Source organism: Streptomyces sp. NPDC053367, assembly GCF_044545925.1.
Classification (GTDB): domain Bacteria; phylum Actinomycetota; class Actinomycetes; order Streptomycetales; family Streptomycetaceae; genus Streptomyces.
Genome location: NZ_JBITYN010000019.1, coordinates 1 through 15,535, shown reverse-complemented (window position 1 = coordinate 15,535; position 15,535 = coordinate 1). Strand labels below are relative to the sequence as shown.

At 73.2% G+C, this 15,535-nt stretch carries 10 protein-coding genes; 2 read left to right on the top strand and 8 right to left on the bottom strand.

The window, feature by feature from the left end; genetic code table 11:
• Positions 1 to 4 precede the first annotated feature (4 nt).
• From ACIGXJ_RS36380 to ACIGXJ_RS36350, 7 genes are all read right to left on the bottom strand, one after another.
• Positions 5 to 1,000, bottom strand: coding sequence for a carbohydrate ABC transporter permease (locus ACIGXJ_RS36380; RefSeq protein WP_399655008.1), 996 nt, complete (start codon positions 998 to 1,000; stop codon positions 5 to 7).
• A 5-nt stretch (positions 1,001 to 1,005) separates the two neighbouring features.
• Complete coding sequence (locus ACIGXJ_RS36375) at positions 1,006 to 2,322, bottom strand: ABC transporter substrate-binding protein (protein WP_399655006.1); 1,317 nt, start codon at positions 2,320 to 2,322, stop codon at positions 1,006 to 1,008.
• A gap of 241 nt (positions 2,323 to 2,563) precedes the next feature.
• Positions 2,564 to 3,490, bottom strand: coding sequence for an LLM class flavin-dependent oxidoreductase (locus ACIGXJ_RS36370; protein ID WP_399655004.1), 927 nt, complete (start codon positions 3,488 to 3,490; stop codon positions 2,564 to 2,566).
• A 283-nt stretch (positions 3,491 to 3,773) separates the two neighbouring features.
• A complete protein-coding gene (gene fusA / locus ACIGXJ_RS36365) occupies positions 3,774 to 5,822 on the bottom strand; it encodes an elongation factor G (protein ID WP_399655001.1) in 2,049 nt (682 codons plus the stop codon).
• A gap of 315 nt (positions 5,823 to 6,137) precedes the next feature.
• Positions 6,138 to 6,857 (bottom strand): DNA polymerase beta superfamily protein, encoded by a 720-nt coding sequence (locus ACIGXJ_RS36360; protein ID WP_399655082.1) that lies wholly within the window; start codon positions 6,855 to 6,857, stop codon positions 6,138 to 6,140.
• Positions 6,858 to 7,178: 321 nt separating this feature from the next.
• A complete protein-coding gene (locus ACIGXJ_RS36355) occupies positions 7,179 to 8,720 on the bottom strand; it encodes an MFS transporter (RefSeq protein ID WP_399654998.1) in 1,542 nt (513 codons plus the stop codon).
• A gap of 2 nt (positions 8,721 to 8,722) precedes the next feature.
• The gene (locus ACIGXJ_RS36350) at positions 8,723 to 9,142 is read right to left on the bottom strand and encodes a nuclear transport factor 2 family protein (protein ID WP_399654995.1); all 420 of its coding nucleotides are present in this window, start codon (positions 9,140 to 9,142) and stop codon (positions 8,723 to 8,725) included.
• A gap of 231 nt (positions 9,143 to 9,373) precedes the next feature.
• Here ACIGXJ_RS36350 and ACIGXJ_RS36345 point away from each other — a divergent pair, with 231 nt between their 5' ends.
• On the top strand, positions 9,374 to 10,030 hold the full coding sequence (locus tag ACIGXJ_RS36345) for a 4'-phosphopantetheinyl transferase (protein ID WP_399654993.1): 657 nt from the start codon (positions 9,374 to 9,376) through the stop codon (positions 10,028 to 10,030).
• A 238-nt stretch (positions 10,031 to 10,268) separates the two neighbouring features.
• Here ACIGXJ_RS36345 and ACIGXJ_RS36340 read toward each other — a convergent pair whose 3' ends face one another.
• The gene (locus tag ACIGXJ_RS36340) at positions 10,269 to 11,672 is read right to left on the bottom strand and encodes an FAD-dependent oxidoreductase (RefSeq protein ID WP_399654991.1); all 1,404 of its coding nucleotides are present in this window, start codon (positions 11,670 to 11,672) and stop codon (positions 10,269 to 10,271) included.
• 227 nt (positions 11,673 to 11,899) lie between these two features.
• Between ACIGXJ_RS36340 and ACIGXJ_RS36335 the strand changes: the two genes are divergently transcribed.
• A partial coding sequence (locus ACIGXJ_RS36335) for a type I polyketide synthase (protein ID WP_399654988.1) occupies positions 11,900 to 15,535 on the top strand: 3,636 nt, incomplete at its 3' end.

Here is a 15,535-nt window from a genome sequence, read left to right as displayed (position 1 = left end):
GGACCTAGGCACGGGACGGCCTCCGGTTGCGTGAGGTGAGGGCGAGGTAGACGCCCGTCACGACCAGCAGGAAGAGCAGCAGCAGGACGCTCATCGCCGAGCCGGTGCCGAAGTTCCAGGTGACGAAGGACGCCTGGTAGATGTGGACCGAGATCAGGTCGGCGGCCTCGGGGGCGGCCTTGCCGAACATCACGTACGGCGTGTTGAAGTCGTTGAACGTCCACAGGAACAGCACCAGCACCAGCACCTGGTTGACCGGCCGCAGCGAGGGCAGGGTGATCCGGCGGATCTGCTGCCAGACCCCCGCGCCGTCCAGCGCGGCCGCCTCGTACAGCTCGCGCGGGATGTTCTGCAGGCCGGCCATCACGATGAGGAAGGCGAACGGCCAGCCCTTCCAGACGGAGACCACGAGCAGCGCCCAGAAGCTGTTGTCGCCGATGAGCCAGAAGGACGGCTGGTCGGTGAGGCCGAGCTGGTCGTGCAGGACGTGGTTCACCAGGCCGTTGTCGTGCTGGAACATGAACACCCAGGTGATGACGGCCGTGTAGACCGGCAGGGCGTACGGCACCAGGAACAGCGCGCGCAGCAGGCCGCGGCCTTTGAAGGTGTCCTGCATGAACACCGCCGCCGCGGTGCCGATCAGCCAGCACAGGCCGACCGACAGCAGGGTGAAGCCGCAGGTGACGAGGAAGGAGTGGAGCAGCGCCTCACCGACGGGGGCGTCGAAGTCCACCGACATCTCGTAGTTGTCGAGGGCGTTCCAGGGGGCCGCGCCCCAGTCCCGGAGGGTGAACTGGGTGAGCTCCTTGAAGCTCATCACGATGCCCATCACCATCGGCACCAGATGGACCAGGAGTTCGAGGACGAGAGCGGGCAGGAGCAGCAGGTACGGCAGCCAGGCGCGGTGGCTGCGCCCGGTGCGGCGGCGGGGGCCGCGCGCCGCACCGGGGTCCGCCTTCGCCACCGGGCGCTGTACCGCCTCGGGGGTGGTGGTCGTCATCTGGCTCACTTCACCGGCATCTGCTGCTGGGCCTTCTCCAGCGCCGACTTCACCGACGCCTCGGTCACCGGGCGGCCGGCGGCCACGTCCGCGAAGAGTTCCTTCACCGCGGTGCCGACCGCGGTCTCGAACTGCGACTCGTCGGCGACCTGAGGCAGCGCGGCCGCGCTCTTGGCGAGGGTGTCCTTCAGCACGGCGTTCGCGGGGGTGTTGAAGACGGGGTCCTGCTGGGCGGCCTTGACCGGCGGGATGGAGCTGTAGGCCTCGTTGAGGATCTTCTGCTCGGCGTCGCTGGTCATGAACTTCACGAACTCGGTGGCGCCGGAGAGGTTGTCGGTGTTCTTGAACACCGCGAGGTTGATGCCGGCGACCATCGAGTTGACCTGGGCGCCGGTGCCGGGAGTGCCGGACTGCACGGGCACGGGGGCGATGCCGTAGGCGTCCTCGCTCATGCCCTGCGACTTGAGGTTGGCGGACGCCGACTGCCACAGCAGCATGGCGGTCCTGCCCTTGGCGAAGTCGCTGACCGACTGGTTCTGCGCGTACTCGGCGTTGCCGACCGGGATGGCCTTGTCCTTCGCCATGAGGTCGACGTACTGCTTGACGGCCGCGACCGCACCGTCGTTGGTGAAGTCGGGCTTGCCGTCGGCGGTGAAGAAGTCGGCGCCGTGCTGCTTGGCGAAGACGAAGACGTGGTGGACGTTCTCGGTGGGGTTCGCGCCCTCGGCGCCGAGGACCTGCTTGCCGTCGGCCGCTATCTTCTTGCCGGCCTCGACCAGCTCCGCCCAGGTGGCGGGGGGCCCGGCGACGCCCGCGTCGGCGAGGATCTTCTTGTTGTAGTAGAGGGCGTACGCCATCGAGTACAGCGGGACCGCGGCCGGGTCCTGCCCGGTGGCGCCGGTGGAGCCGAGCGCGGACTCCACGAAGCGGTCCCGGCCGCCGATCTTGCCGAAGTTCTTCTCGTCCCAGGGCAGCAGGGCGCCGGTGGCCTGGAGGGAGGCGGACCAGGTGTTGCCGATGTTCAGCACGTCGGGGCCCTGGCCGGAGGTGGTCGCGGTGAGGATCCGGTTGAGCAGGTCGGACCAGGGCACGACCTCCAGCTTCACCTTGATGCCGGTCTGCTTCTCGAACTTGTCGAGCTCCGGCTGGAGGACCTTCTTGTCGACCTCCACGCTGGCGCCCTGGTTGGACGCCCAGTAGGTGAGCGTCTTCGGCGAGTCGTCGGATCCGCCGCCGGTGGACGACCCGCCCCCGCAGGCCGCGGTGGCGAGGGCGAGCGAAAGGGTGACGGCGCATGCCGCCGCGGCTCTGAGGTTGCGCATGGTTCGGGCTCCCGAGGTGCCATCAGGGCTTAATTTAGGACGTGAGTTAAACCTCCGGAAGAAGGCGCGTCAAGAGGTTCGGCAGGATCGGCGAAGTCCCGCCGTATCTCTTGACGCGCTCGTTCGGACAGTCGAAGGCCCCCGGCCGGCCCGCACCGCCCGCCGCTCACTATCTGGAACAGGTGCGGTCGCTCGGCAGGGGCCGCCGGGGGGCCTGGTGCGGCGGCGCCCGCTCCGGACCTCAGCCGCGCTCGGCCGCGACCGCCTCCCGCACCGCCGGGGCGATCTCCTCGGCCCAGCGGCCGAGGGTGACGTCGTACGGGGTGGGGTCGCCGTCCACACGGAAGTGGACGAAGCCGGCGGCGCCGTGTTCCAGGACCGCGCCGGTCAGTTCCTCGATCCACTGGCCGGCCGAGCCGCCCACCCAGCGGCCGTCCTTGTCGCGCGGGGAGTCGAGGGGACGGTCGGTGATGAGGCCGGGGAGGTTGTAGACGGTGACGATGTCGGAGGGGTCGCGGCCGACGGAGGCCGCTGCCTCGTCGATCAGCGGGCGGGACTCACGGTAGCGGTCGCTCAGCCAGTCGGCGGCGTAGCCGGGCAGCCAGCCGTCGGCGACACGGCCGGCGACCGCCAGCGACTTGGGGCCGACCGAACCGGTCCACACCGGCGGGGCGGGCACGGGCGCCGGGTCGAGGTCGTGCACCTGGTAGAACTCGCCCTCGAAGGTGACCCGTTCACCGCCGCCGCACAGGGCGCGGATCAGGGTGATCGCCTCCTCCATGGCCCGTACGGCCGCTCCCGCGCCGAGGCGGGGCGCACCCATCTTCTCGATGTCGTCCCACAGCCCGCCCGCGCCCATCCCGAGCACCAGCCGGCCCCCGGTGAGCGCGGACAGCGAGGTGATCTGCCGCGCGAGCATCGGCGCGGGCCGGGTGGGCAGGTTGCTGACGCCGACCAGCCCGGAGATCCGCCGGGTGCGGCCGAGGGCGACTCCGAGGATGGAGTAGCCGTCGAGACGCCCGCCGAAGTAGGGGTGGTCGGAGACGGTGAACAGGTCCAGCCCCTGCCGGTCGGCCTGCTCGGCCTGGCGGAGCGTCGCGTCGGCCTCGTGGACTCCGGTGAGGCCGCCGGTGCCGAAGAGGGGCCTGGACGACTTGTGTGCGGACATGGTGTGTACCCCCGTCATTCAGTTCGTAGTACGAACTATATTCGGGGGGTGGGGTGTTGTAAACGCCAGGCCGACCCCGTACGCCACGGCGGCCCCACCCGTGCGGGGCGGGGCCGCCGGTGCGGGGCGGGGCCGCCGGTGCGGTCGGCGCGCCGCCGGTGCGGGGCGGGGCCGCCGGTGCGGTCGGCGCGCCGCCGGTGCGGTCGGCGCGCCGCCGGTGCGGTCGGTGCGCCGCCGGTGCGGTCGGTGCGCCGCCGGTGCGGTCGGTGCGCCGCCGGTGCGGTCACCGGGCCGCGGCCGCCTCCGGTGCCTGGGCGTACCCGGTGGGGCGCGCGGTGAAGGTGCCGCGGCCCTGGGTGCGGCTGCGCAGCCGCGTGCTGTAGCCGAAGAGCTCGGCCAACGGCACCGTGGCCGTGACGAGCGCCGAGCCGGCCCGGGTGACCGAGTCGGTGACCCGGCCGCGGCGGGCCGTGAGGTCGCCGAGGACCGGGCCGACGGCGTCCTCGGGGACGCTGACGGTGACCTCGGCGACCGGTTCCAGCAGCACCATGGCGCAGCCGCGCAGGGCCTCGCGCAGACCCAGGCGGCCGGCCGTGCGGAAGGCCTGCTCCGAGGAGTCCTTCACATGGGTCGCCCCGTCGGTGAGGGTGACCCGCAGCCCGGTCACCTGGTGCCCGCCGAGGGGGCCCGCGGCGAGGGCGTCCCGGCAGCCGGCCTCCACGGCGCGGACGTACTCCGGCGGGACCCGGCCGCCGACGACGGCCGAGCGGAACTCGAAGCCGGGGCCCGGCAGGGGCTCCACGTCCAGCACGACATGGGCGAACTGGCCCGCGCCGCCGTCCTGTTTGACGTGCCGGAACACCACACCGGACACCCCGCGCAGCACCGTCTCGCGGTAACTCACCTTCGGGCGGCCCACGTTGACCTCCAGATCCAGCTCGCGGCGCATCTTCTCCACCGCGACCTCCAGATGCAGCTCCCCCATGCCCGACAGCACCGTCTGGCCGGTCTCCGCGTCGGTGCGCACCCGCAGGGACGGGTCCTCCTCGGCGAGCCGGGCCAGCGCGGCCGCGAGCCGGCCGGTGTCCTTGGCGGTGCGCGCCTCTACGGCCACCGAGACCACCGGATCGGCGACGCCGGGCGGTTCCAGGACGATCGGGTCGTCCGGCGCGCACAGGGTCGTGCCGGCGCGGGCCGACTTCAGCCCGACGACGGCCACGATGTCACCGGCCACCGCACGCTCCAGCGGGGCGTGCCGGTCGGCCCGCACGCGCAGGATGCGGCCGATGCGCTCGGTGCGCCGCGCGCTCGCGTCCCACACGGCGTCTCCCTTCTCGATCGTGCCCGAGTACAGCCGGAGGAACGTCAGCCGCCCGGTCGCCGTGGCCTGCACCTTGAACGCCAGTGCCGCGAGCGGTGCCCCCGGGTCGGCGGCCCGCTGCCGCTCGGTGCCCTCGTGCTCGCCGCGCACCGGCGGCACGTCCAGCGGGGAGGGCAGATAGGCCACCACGGCGTCAAGCAGCGGCTCGATCCCGCGGTTGCGGTAGGCCGAGCCGCACAGCACCACGACGCCGTCACCGCTGCGGGTCAGGTCCCGCAACGCCGCCCGCAGGGTCGCCGCGGACAGGGTCTCCCGGTCGCAGAACTCCTCCAGCGCGGCCGGGTGGCGCTCCGCCACGGCTTCCTCCAGCTGCCGCCGGCGCCGTACGGCCTCCTCGTGCAGGGCGTGCGGCACCGGGCCCTCGGTGGCCTTCTCGGCGCCGTCCGACCAGAGCAGCGCGCGCATCGCGACCAGGTCCACGACACCGGTGAAGTCCTGTTCGCTGCCGACGGGCAGCTGCACGACCAGCGGCACCGGGTGCAGCCGCTCCCGGATGGAGGCGACGGCACGGTCGAGGTCGGCGCCCGCGCGGTCCAGCTTGTTGACGAAGGCGATCCTCGGCACACCGTGCCGTTCGGCCTGGCGCCACACCGACTCGCTCTGCGGCTCGACGCCCGCCACCGCGTCGAACACGGCGACCGCGCCGTCCAGGACGCGCAGCGAGCGCTCCACCTCGTCGGCGAAGTCGACATGGCCAGGGGTGTCGATCAGGTTGAGCCGGTGTCCCTCCCAGGCGCAGCTGACGGCCGCGGCGAAGATGGTGATGCCCCGGTCGCGCTCCTGCGGGTCGAAGTCGGTCACGGTGGTGCCGTCGTGGACCTCGCCGCGCTTGTGGGTCGTGCCGGTGGCGTACAGGATCCGTTCGGTGACGGTGGTCTTGCCGGCGTCGACATGGGCGAGGATGCCCAGGTTGCGGACGGCGGCGAGGGGGTCGGTGACGTGGGCGTTCACGGCCGTTGCCTTTCGGGGTGTTCCGGAGAAGGGCGGCGCGATTTGCCATGACGATCAGTCAGAAGTCCTTGCAGGCAAGCGTGTTCCTCGTCACGGCGTCCGGTGCCGGCCGCGCAGCGGGCACCGGGCGGACGAGGACACCAGGATCACCTCGGAGCGGGAGCGGGGAGCGACGACAGCGGTGCGGTCACGCACGGCGCGGCTCCCCTCGCTCGACATGGTGGCGGGCCGCCGGTGGTCCGGCGGCGCGCGGTGGTGTGGTGATCGTAGGGAACCGGGCCCGGCGGCGGCACGTGGTTTTTCACGCCCCGGATCTCATACGGTGCCCGGGCCGGGCGCGTAGAAGTGCCGGCGCACGCGCCGCAGCCAGGCGTCGGCCGCGGCGTCGTCGGGGTGCTCGGGCAGCGTGCTCGGCGTCTTCGCGAAGGCCGTCTCGTAGTGGCTCAGCAGCGGTGTGGCGGCCTCGGGGTCGGCGGCGACCCGCTCGCCGAAGCGGTGGTATGCCTCCGGGTCCTCGACGCGGATGGCCAGCTCGCCCGTGCGGTAGAGCTCGTAACCCTGCTCGCACAGCCGCTTGAGGTGGCGGGCGTGTTTGGCGGTCCGCTTGCGGGTGTCGGCCGAGAAGGAGCCGTCGCCCCGGCTGAGCAGCTTGCGGAACTGCTGGGTGGCGTAGCCGAGGTAGGCGTCGCGGACGCGGCGGGCGCTGAGGAAGGACGCGCGGATGCCGATCAGCTCGTCACCGAGCGGGGTGCGCACCTCGTACAGCTCGTCCGGCAGCCAGACGAGTTCCATGACGGTCGGGTTGCCGCCCAGCGCGAGGCGGCACCACTTGGCGGCCTCGTGCAGGGTGCGGTCGGGGGCCGTGGTGACGTGCGACTCCTTCGGGCCGCGCAGGCCGTGCAGTTCCTCGGTCGGCGCGGCGAACAGGCCGAGCCGGTCCACGTCGGAACCCTCGTGGGCGAGGCCGTAGGCGGTGGAGCCGACGACGCCGGACAGCAGGATGTTGGTGACGGTCACGGGAGCCCCCCGGTTGATGGTGCGGAGCAGCCATGATGACCTGCGGACGAGGGCGGGCTCCTGGCATTTTCGGGCGGCTGGGGACGCGGCTGCCTCGCCGGCCCTCGTGCCGCGGCTGCCTCGCCGGACCTCGTGCCGCGGCTGCCTCGCCGGACCTCGTGCCGCGGCTGCCTCGCCGGACCTCGTGCCGCGGCTGCCTCGCCGGACCTCGTGAGGGACCCGCTGGGATGCGGTTGCCGCTGCCGGAGACCCGCGCGCCTGGCCGGACCTCGCGGGGGACCCGCCGGACGTGGTGCGGTCCGGCGGGTCCCTGTCGCGGGGTGGGCGGGGTGGGCGGGGTCAGAGCATGCCCGGCCCGGTGCCGCTGAGCCGTTCCAGGTCCGCCTTGCGGACCTTGACCACGAACAGCGCGGCGAGCAGCGCGACCAGGATGAAGCCGGCCGCGGACATGAACGCGCTCGTGGCGCCGTGCGTGAGCACCGTCTCGCCCCAGGGCGACGGCAGTTGTCCGGACTCGGCGAAGGCGGCCTTCTGCTGCGGACTCGCGCTCGCCAGGAAGGCGCCGGCCTGCTGCTCGGCCTCGTCGCGCACCGCCGTGCCGTAGACGGTGACCAGGATGGACAGACCGAGGGCGCCGCCGACCTGCTGGGTGGCGTTGAGCAGCCCGGACGCGGCGCCCGCCTGCTCCTCGCCGATGCCGGAGACCGCGGTCAGGGTGAGGGTCACGAAGGTCATGCCGAGCCCGAGGCCGAACAGCACCATGGGGCCGAGGACCGCGCTCGCGTAGCCGCTGTCGGGGCCGATCTGCGAGAACCACACCATCGACACGGTGGTCACGGCCGTCCCCGCGATGAGGAACGGCTTGGGGCCCGCCTTGGGCAGCAGGGTCTGCGCCGCGCCGGCCCCGATCACGATGGCCACGGTCACGGGCAGGAAACCGAGGCCCGTCTTGATGGCGCTGTACCCGAGGACGTTCTGCACGTACAGCACCAGGAAGAACACCAGGCCGAGCAGGGTCGCGCCCAGTGCGAGCATGATGACGTAGCTGCCCGAGCGGTTGCGGTCCGCGAACAGCGACAGCGGGGTGATCGGTTCGGCCGTGCGCCGCTCGACCACGACGAACGAGGCGAGCAGCACCACCGCCGCCGTGAACGCGCCCAGCGTCCAGGTGTCCCGCCAGCCGTGCTCGGACGCCCGGATGAAGCCGTACACCAGGGACGCCATGCCCAGTGTGGAGGTCAGCGCGCCCGGCACGTCGAAGCGGCCGGGGCGCGGCTCGGACTCCTTGATGCAGTACAGCGACAGACCGGCGATCAGGGCGCCGAGCGGGAGGTTGACGAAGAACACCCAGCGCCAGTCGAGCCACTGCGTCAGCACGCCGCCGGCCAGCAGGCCGACCGCGCCGCCACCGCCGGAGACGGCGGCGTAGATGCTGAACGCCCGGGTGCGCTCGGGGCCTTCGGGGAACGTGGTGGTGATCAGCGCCAGCGACGCGGGAGCCGCGACGGCTCCGCCGATGCCCTGCAGCGCCCGCGCGGCCAGCAGGTGCCACTGCTCCTGGGCGAGGCCGCACAGCAGGGACGCCACGGTGAACAGCACCGTGCCGGCGATGAACACGCGCCTGCGTCCGAGGATGTCGCCGCAGCGGCCGCCGAGCAGCAGCAGCCCGCCGAAGGTCAGCGTGTAGGCGTTGACCACCCAGGACAGACCGGAGGTGCTGAAGCCCAGCGCGGTCTGGATGTGCGGGTTGGCGATGTTCACGATGGTGGAGTCGAGGACCACCATCAGCTGGCACGAGGCGATCACCGCCAGCGCGAGGCCGCGCCGCGAGGCGACCGGGTCGTCGGTGACCCCGGTGCTGATCCGGCCGACGGTCGCCATGCTCAGGCCCCCGCGGTGACGGCGGGACGCTCGGTGAACGCGCGCACGATGCCCGCGGTGTCGGAGATCCCCTCGGCCTTCACAATCTTGCCGTCGCGGACGGTCCAGAAGTGCACGAACCGCACGTCGAAGGCGTCACCCGTGGCACGCACCGTCGCCGACCACTTGCCGACCGCGGCGACCCAGCCGCCGTCGGTGTGGAACTCCTGCACGTCGAAACGGTTGCCGTCCAGTACGGAGAGCGCACCCCGGAAGTATTCGAGCGCGCCGTCCTTGCCGGTGTAGTTCCCGTTCGACCAGGGCAGCGTCTCGGGGGCGAAGATCTCCACGGACGGGTCGAACGCGCCCACGATCGCCTCGATGTCCGCGCGCTCGAATCCGTCGTAAAGCCGTCGTACCACTGTGATCGGCTCGTCGCACATCGTCGTTGTTCCCTTCGAGAGAAACCCATGCGTCAACTCTTGTGCTGACACGGTCTTCCATGGCATCAGCGTCGATTCTGGCGGCGCGGGCCGTCCCGCATCCTCTCCTCGATTGCTCACTCAAATTGCGCAGTTCACTTCGAGCGGCCGCGGAGCGTGCGCCGGGAGGAACCGGCGTGTGAATATGGCGGAGCAGCGCGAAATCCGTCGGACGGGCGAAAGGGGCGTCGTGTGATCGAGGAGATGTTCCCGGCGCCGGTGGTCGCCGTCGACACACGCGACGACGCCCCGCAGCACGTGCTGTATCCCGAGGAGCGCGCCCTGCTGCTGCGCGCGGTGCCGGTGCGCCGCCGGGAGTTCACGACCGTACGCAGCTGCGCGCGCACCGCGCTGTCCCGGCTCGGGGTGCCGCCGGCGCCGCTGCTGCCGGGGTCGCGGGGTGCGCCCGTGTGGCCGGACGGAGTGGTCGGCAGCATGACCCACTGCTCCGGCTACCGCGCGTCGGCGGTGGCCCGCAGCCGGGACGTGCTGACGATCGGCCTGGACGCCGAGCCCAACGGGCCGCTGCCGCCGGGGCTGCTCGCCACGATCGCGCACGCCGAGGAGCGGCGCTGGATCGCCGAACTGTCGGAGCGGCACACCGAAGTCCACTGGGACAGGCTGCTGTTCAGCGCCAAGGAGGCCGTCTACAAGGCGTGGTACCCGCTGACGGAGCGCTGGCTGGACTTCAAGGACGCGGTCCTGACCCCGGACGTCGCCCACGGCACCTTCCACGCCCGGCTGCTGGTGCCGGGGGCCCGCGTCGGCGGCCGCCGCCTCTCGGAGTTCACCGGCCGGTGGCTCGTACGCGACGGTCTGGTGCTGACGGCGATCGCACAGACGGCGTGAACGCACCGGGAGCGTCCGAGCGCGGCAGACATCGAGGCACAGGAGGCGTCGGGGCGCCGGGGGTGTCGAGGCCGGGAGGCACGCACGCGCGGGAGGCGTCGAGGCACAGGAGGCGTCGGGGCGCGGGGGGTGTCGAGGCCGGGAGGCACACAGGCGCGGGAGGCATGTACGCGCCGGAAGCGTGAACGCGTGCGAGGGGCGGGGCCCATGAGCCCCGCCCCTGCGGCGTGCGGCCGCGTCACCGCCTGGCCGGTACTCCCGTACGGTGTTCCCGCCCGGCGGGTTCGCCGCGCAGGGCCGGGGAGCGGCCCGCCGCGAGCAGCGAGCGGACCAGGATGTCGGGGCGCATGATGGCCGCCGGCGGCGACAGCAGGTGCTGCATGTTCATCAGCACGCGGTGCACCGGCACGGAGACGTGGCTGGCCAGGAAGGCGCGTTTGACGTAGGCGTTGAGCAGGTCCGCGGCGAACGGCTTGGGGCCCGCGGTCTCGGGGTACATGAAGTCGCCGCCCGTGGCCATCTGCCAGGGCGTCTCGATGATCTTCCCGGCGGCCCGGTAGTAGCGGCGGGCCATCGCGGGGCTCGCCTCGCCCACGCGGTCCAGGGCCCTGCCGAGCTCCACCGCCTCCAGGGTGGCGACCGTCATGCCCTGCCCGTACAGCGGGTTGAAGCTGCAGATCGCGTCGCCGAGCGCGACGAACCCGTGCGGGACGTCGCGCAGCTTCTCGAAGTAGCGTCGCCGGGCGGCGGGATAGGTGAACCTGCGGGCGTCGCCGGTGTCGACGGGTTCGGCGCGGCGGATGACGTCCGCGGCGATCCGGCAGGGCAGCGCGGCGGCGAAGTCCTCGAACCCGGCCGGGTCGACGGGGGCGTGGGCGCGGTGCCAGCCGCCGAGCGTGACCATCCACCGGTCGCCCTCGACGGCGAACACGGCGGCGGCCCGCTTGTCGTGCGGGGGCACGGCCGCCATCAGGTGCAGCAGCCCGCCGTCGCTGGTCAGGGTCTCCCCCGGCGCGCGGTGGAAGATCCGGGTGGTGTAGCCGACGTCGATCTTCACCACCTCGGCGTCCGGGGTGGCGCAGCCGAGCTTCTCCAGCCAGGCGTCCGCGCCGGCGCCGCCGCGGCCGGAGGCGTTCACCACCAGGTCCGCGTCGATGGCCGTGCCGTCGTCGAGCTCGACGCCCGTGACCCGGCGGGCCGTGCCGGCCAGCGCGCGTACGTTCGTACGGTCCCGGATCTCCACGCCGGGCAGCGCGGACACCCGCCGCCGGACGGCGAGTTCCAGACAGGCGCGGGTCAGGCTGATGCCCTGCATGCCGCTGCGGAACCGGGTGCGCAGGGCGCCCATCTGGTGGAAGAGCAGGTCGTCGCCCGGGTCGAACGGCACCGCGCCGCCCGCGACGAGTTCACGGCCGAGCCCCGGGAACAGCTCCTCCAGCTGGTCCTTGCCGCGGATGAGCAGGGCGTGCGCGTGGCCGCCGTGCGGCACGGCGCGACGGGTGACCGGGGCCTGGGGCAGCTCGTCACGGTCGAGGACGGTGACCCGTCCGAAGCGCTCGGACAGCACCCTGGCGGCCAGCAGGCCCGCGATCGAGCCCCCGATGACCACAGCGTGTCCGCCGATGTGTCCGTCGTCGCTCACCCTCACGTGCCCTCCAAGGTTCGTGTGCCGATTCCGCGCTCCATACTGCGCGCGGGCGTTCGAGAATTCAGTGAGCAATCTCAGAGATGTGCCCTGCTCAACGACCGTGCGACAGTGTTCGACCGTAACTTGCCTCGCATTTCACCGTAACCGTGCCTCGCACTTCGCAACTGTGCCTCGAACCTTTTCCCTCGCACTTTTCGAGAATCTCCCAGGGGGCGTACCGAATGCAGCGGAACACAGCGGAGGAAACGGCACCGCGCCCTGCGGAGACCGCCGAGCCGATCGCCGTGACCGGCCTGTCGTGCCGCCTTCCCGGCGCGCCGGACCCGACCGCCTTCTGGACGCTCCTCGCCACCGGCACCGACGCCCTGCGCGAAATGCCCGAGAGCCGCCGCGCACTGTTCGCACGGGAATTCCCGGAATACACGGTGACGAATTCCAGGGCCGGATACCTCGATGCGGTCGACGAATTCGACGCGGAATTCTTCGGCATATCGCCGCGCGAGGCGCGGGACATGGACCCGCAGCAGCGGCTGATGCTGGAACTCGCCTGGGAGGCGCTGGAGGACGCCGGTGTGGTGCCGGCCGCGCTGCGCGAGACCCGCACGGGCGTGTTCGTCGGTGCCATGGCGGACGACTACTTCGCGCTGCGGCTGCGGCGGGGCCCGGGGGCGCTCACCCGGCACTCGCTGACCGGCACCGGGCGCGCGCTCCTCGCCAACCGGGTCAGCTACGTGCTCGGTCTGCGCGGGCCCAGCCTCACCGTCGACACCGGCCAGTCGTCCGCGCTGGCCGCCGTGCACCTGGCCTGTCAGAGCCTGCTGCGCGGGGAGTGCGAACAGGCGCTCGTGGGCGGGGTCAACCTGATCCTGAGCCCCGAGGGCACGGCCCGCGCGGCCGCGTTCGGCGGACTCTCCCCCGACGGCCGCTGCCACACCTTCGACTCCCGCGCCGCCGGGTACGCACGCGGTGAGGGCGGCGGCGCGGTCCTGCTCAAGCCGCTGGCCTCGGCGCTGACCGACGGCGACCGGGTGCTCGGGGTGATCCTGGGCAGCGCCCTCACCAACGACGGCGCCACCGAGGGACTGACCGTCCCCGGCGCGGCCGGGCAGGAGGAGGCCGTGCGCACGGCCTGCCGCCGGGCCGGCGCCGACCCCGCCGAGGTGCAGTACGTCGAACTGCACGGCACCGGCACGCGCGTCGGTGACCCGGTGGAGGCCCGCGCCCTGGGCGCCGCGCTCGGTGCCGTACGCCCCTCGGACTCGCCGCTGCTGGTCGGCTCCGCCAAGACCAACGTCGGCCATCTGGAGGGCGCGGCCGGCATCGTCGGGCTGCTGAAGACCCTGCTGGCGCTGCGCCACCGCATGCTGCCGCCGAGCCTCAACTTCACGGCCCCGCACCCCGGCATCCCGCTCGGGCAGCTGAACCTGCGCGTGGTGCGCGAGCTCACGCCGTGGCCCGCGCCCGACCGCCCCCTGCTGGCCGGGGTCAGCTCCTTCGGCATGGGCGGCACCAACTGCCACGTGCTGCTCGGTGAGGCGCCGCGTACGGCATCGACTCCCGCGCCCGTGCCGGACGCTGTGCCGAACGGGCGCGGTGACGCCATCGCCTGGGTCGTCTCCGGCCGCACCGACGCCGCACTGCGCGAACAGGCCCGGCGGCTGCGGGAGTTCGCGGAGGGGGAGCCCGCGCCCGATCCGGCCGCCGTCGGCCGCGCGCTCGCCACCACCCGCACGGCCTTCGCGCACCGGGCCGTCGTCGTGGGCACGGACCGCCCCCGGCTCCTGGCCGGGCTGGAGGCGGTCGCCGCCGGACGCCCCGCGGCCCACTGCACCACCGGGACGGCGGGCACGGGCGGGGTCGCCTTCCTGTTCTCCGGGCAGGGCAGCCAGTACGCCGGGATGGGCCGCGAACTGTACGCCTGCGGCGGCAGGTTCACCGATGCCTTCGACGAGCTGTGCGGACTGCTCGACCCCCTGCTCGGCCGGCCTCTGCGGGACGTGGTGTTCGCCGAGCCGGGCAGCGGCACCGCCGCGCTGCTGGAGCGCACGGAGTGGGCGCAGCCCGCGCTGTTCGCCCTGGAGGTGGCGCTGTTCCGGCAGTTGACGCACTGGGGCCTCGCCCCGGACGCGGTGGCCGGCCACTCCATCGGCGAGCTCGCCGCGGCCCATGCCGCGGGTGTGCTGTCGGCGCGGGACGCCTGCGCCCTGGCCGTCGAGCGGGGCCGGCTCATGCAGGCGCTGCCGGAGGGCGGCGCGATGGCCGCCGTCGAGGCGACCCGGTCCGAGGCCGAGGGCCGCCTGGACGGTCGTACGGCGTCCGTCGCCGCGGTGAACGGGCCTCGCGCGACGGTGATCTCGGGCGACGAGGACGCCGTCCTGCGCGAACTGGAGTTCTGGCGCGGCCAGGGCCGCCGGGTACGCCGGCTGCCGGTCGGGCACGCCTTCCACTCGCCTCGCATCGACCCGATGCTGGACGCGTTCGGCGCCTTCGCGGCGGGGCTGTCGTACGCGCCCGCCGCGCTGCCCGTCGTCTCCAACCTCACCGGTGGCTTCGCCACGGAGGAGATCGGCACGGCCGGCTACTGGGTGCGGCACGCCCGGCAGCCCGTCCGCTTCCACGACGGCATCCGCACCCTGGCGGACTCCGGCGTGACGACCTACATCGAGCTGGGCCCGGACGCGGTCCTCACCGCCATGGCCCGCGAGTGCCTCGCCGCCGACGGGCCGGCCGGCACCTTCCTGGCGGGCCTGCGCCGCGGCCGGCCCGAGGCGGGGACGCTGCTCCAGGCGGTGGGCGCGGCGCATGTGCGGGGGGCCGCTGTCGACTGGGAGCGGGTGTACGCCGGAGCGGGGGTCGCGGCACTGCCGACGTACGCCTTCCAGCGGCGGCGCCACTGGCTCCCGGACACGGGGGCTTCGGCGGAGGCGGCGGGGCCCGGGGATGCCGGGCTCCGGGACGGCGCGGCGGATCGCGAGGACCAGGCAGCGGATCGCGAGGACCAGGCAGCGGATCGCGAGCACCACGACCCGCGGCTCAGCGGCGCCGCGGCGGAACCCGAGGGCGTCGTGACGGGGCGCGGGCACAGTGCCGCAGAGCCCCGGGACGACGCGGCGGAGTCAGCAGGCGGCGCGGCACTCGCGGGTGCCGGCCGGTCCCCGGAGGCGGCCGTGGGGTCCGGGTCCGCCGCTGCCCGGCGGACCGGCGGCGTCGTGCGGGGTGTCGCCGCGGAGGTGCTCGGGATGGCGGGCGCGGACGAGGTGGACGGCACGCGGACGTTCAAGGAGCTGGGCTTCGACTCGCTGGCGGCGGTGGAGTTCCGGGACCTGCTCGCGCAGGCGACGGGGCGGGAGCTGCCGGCCTCGCTGGTGTTCGACCACCCGACACCCGACGCGGTGAGCCGGTTCCTCGACGAAGGCGCGGCGGTGCCGGCCGGGACGGCCGTGCTGCGTGCGGAGCCGGTCGATCCCCATGAGCCGGTGGCGGTGATCGGGATCGGCTGCCGCTTCCCCGGCGGCGTCACCTCACCCGAGGAACTCTGGCAACTCCTCATCGAAGAACGCGACGCCATCACCCCCTTCCCCACCGACCGCGGCTGGGACCTCACCCACCTCACCACCGCCACCACCCACGGCGGATTCCTCCACGACGCCCCCCACTTCGACGCCGCCTTCTTCCACATCAGCCCCCGCGAAGCCGCCGCCATGGACCCCCAACAACGCCTCCTGCTCGAAACCACCTGGGAAGCCATCGAACGCGCCGGCGTCAACCCCCACACCCTCAACGGCACCGACACCCACATCTACACCGGCACCTTCCACAACGGCTACGCCACCCCCCTCCACCACGCACCCACCACC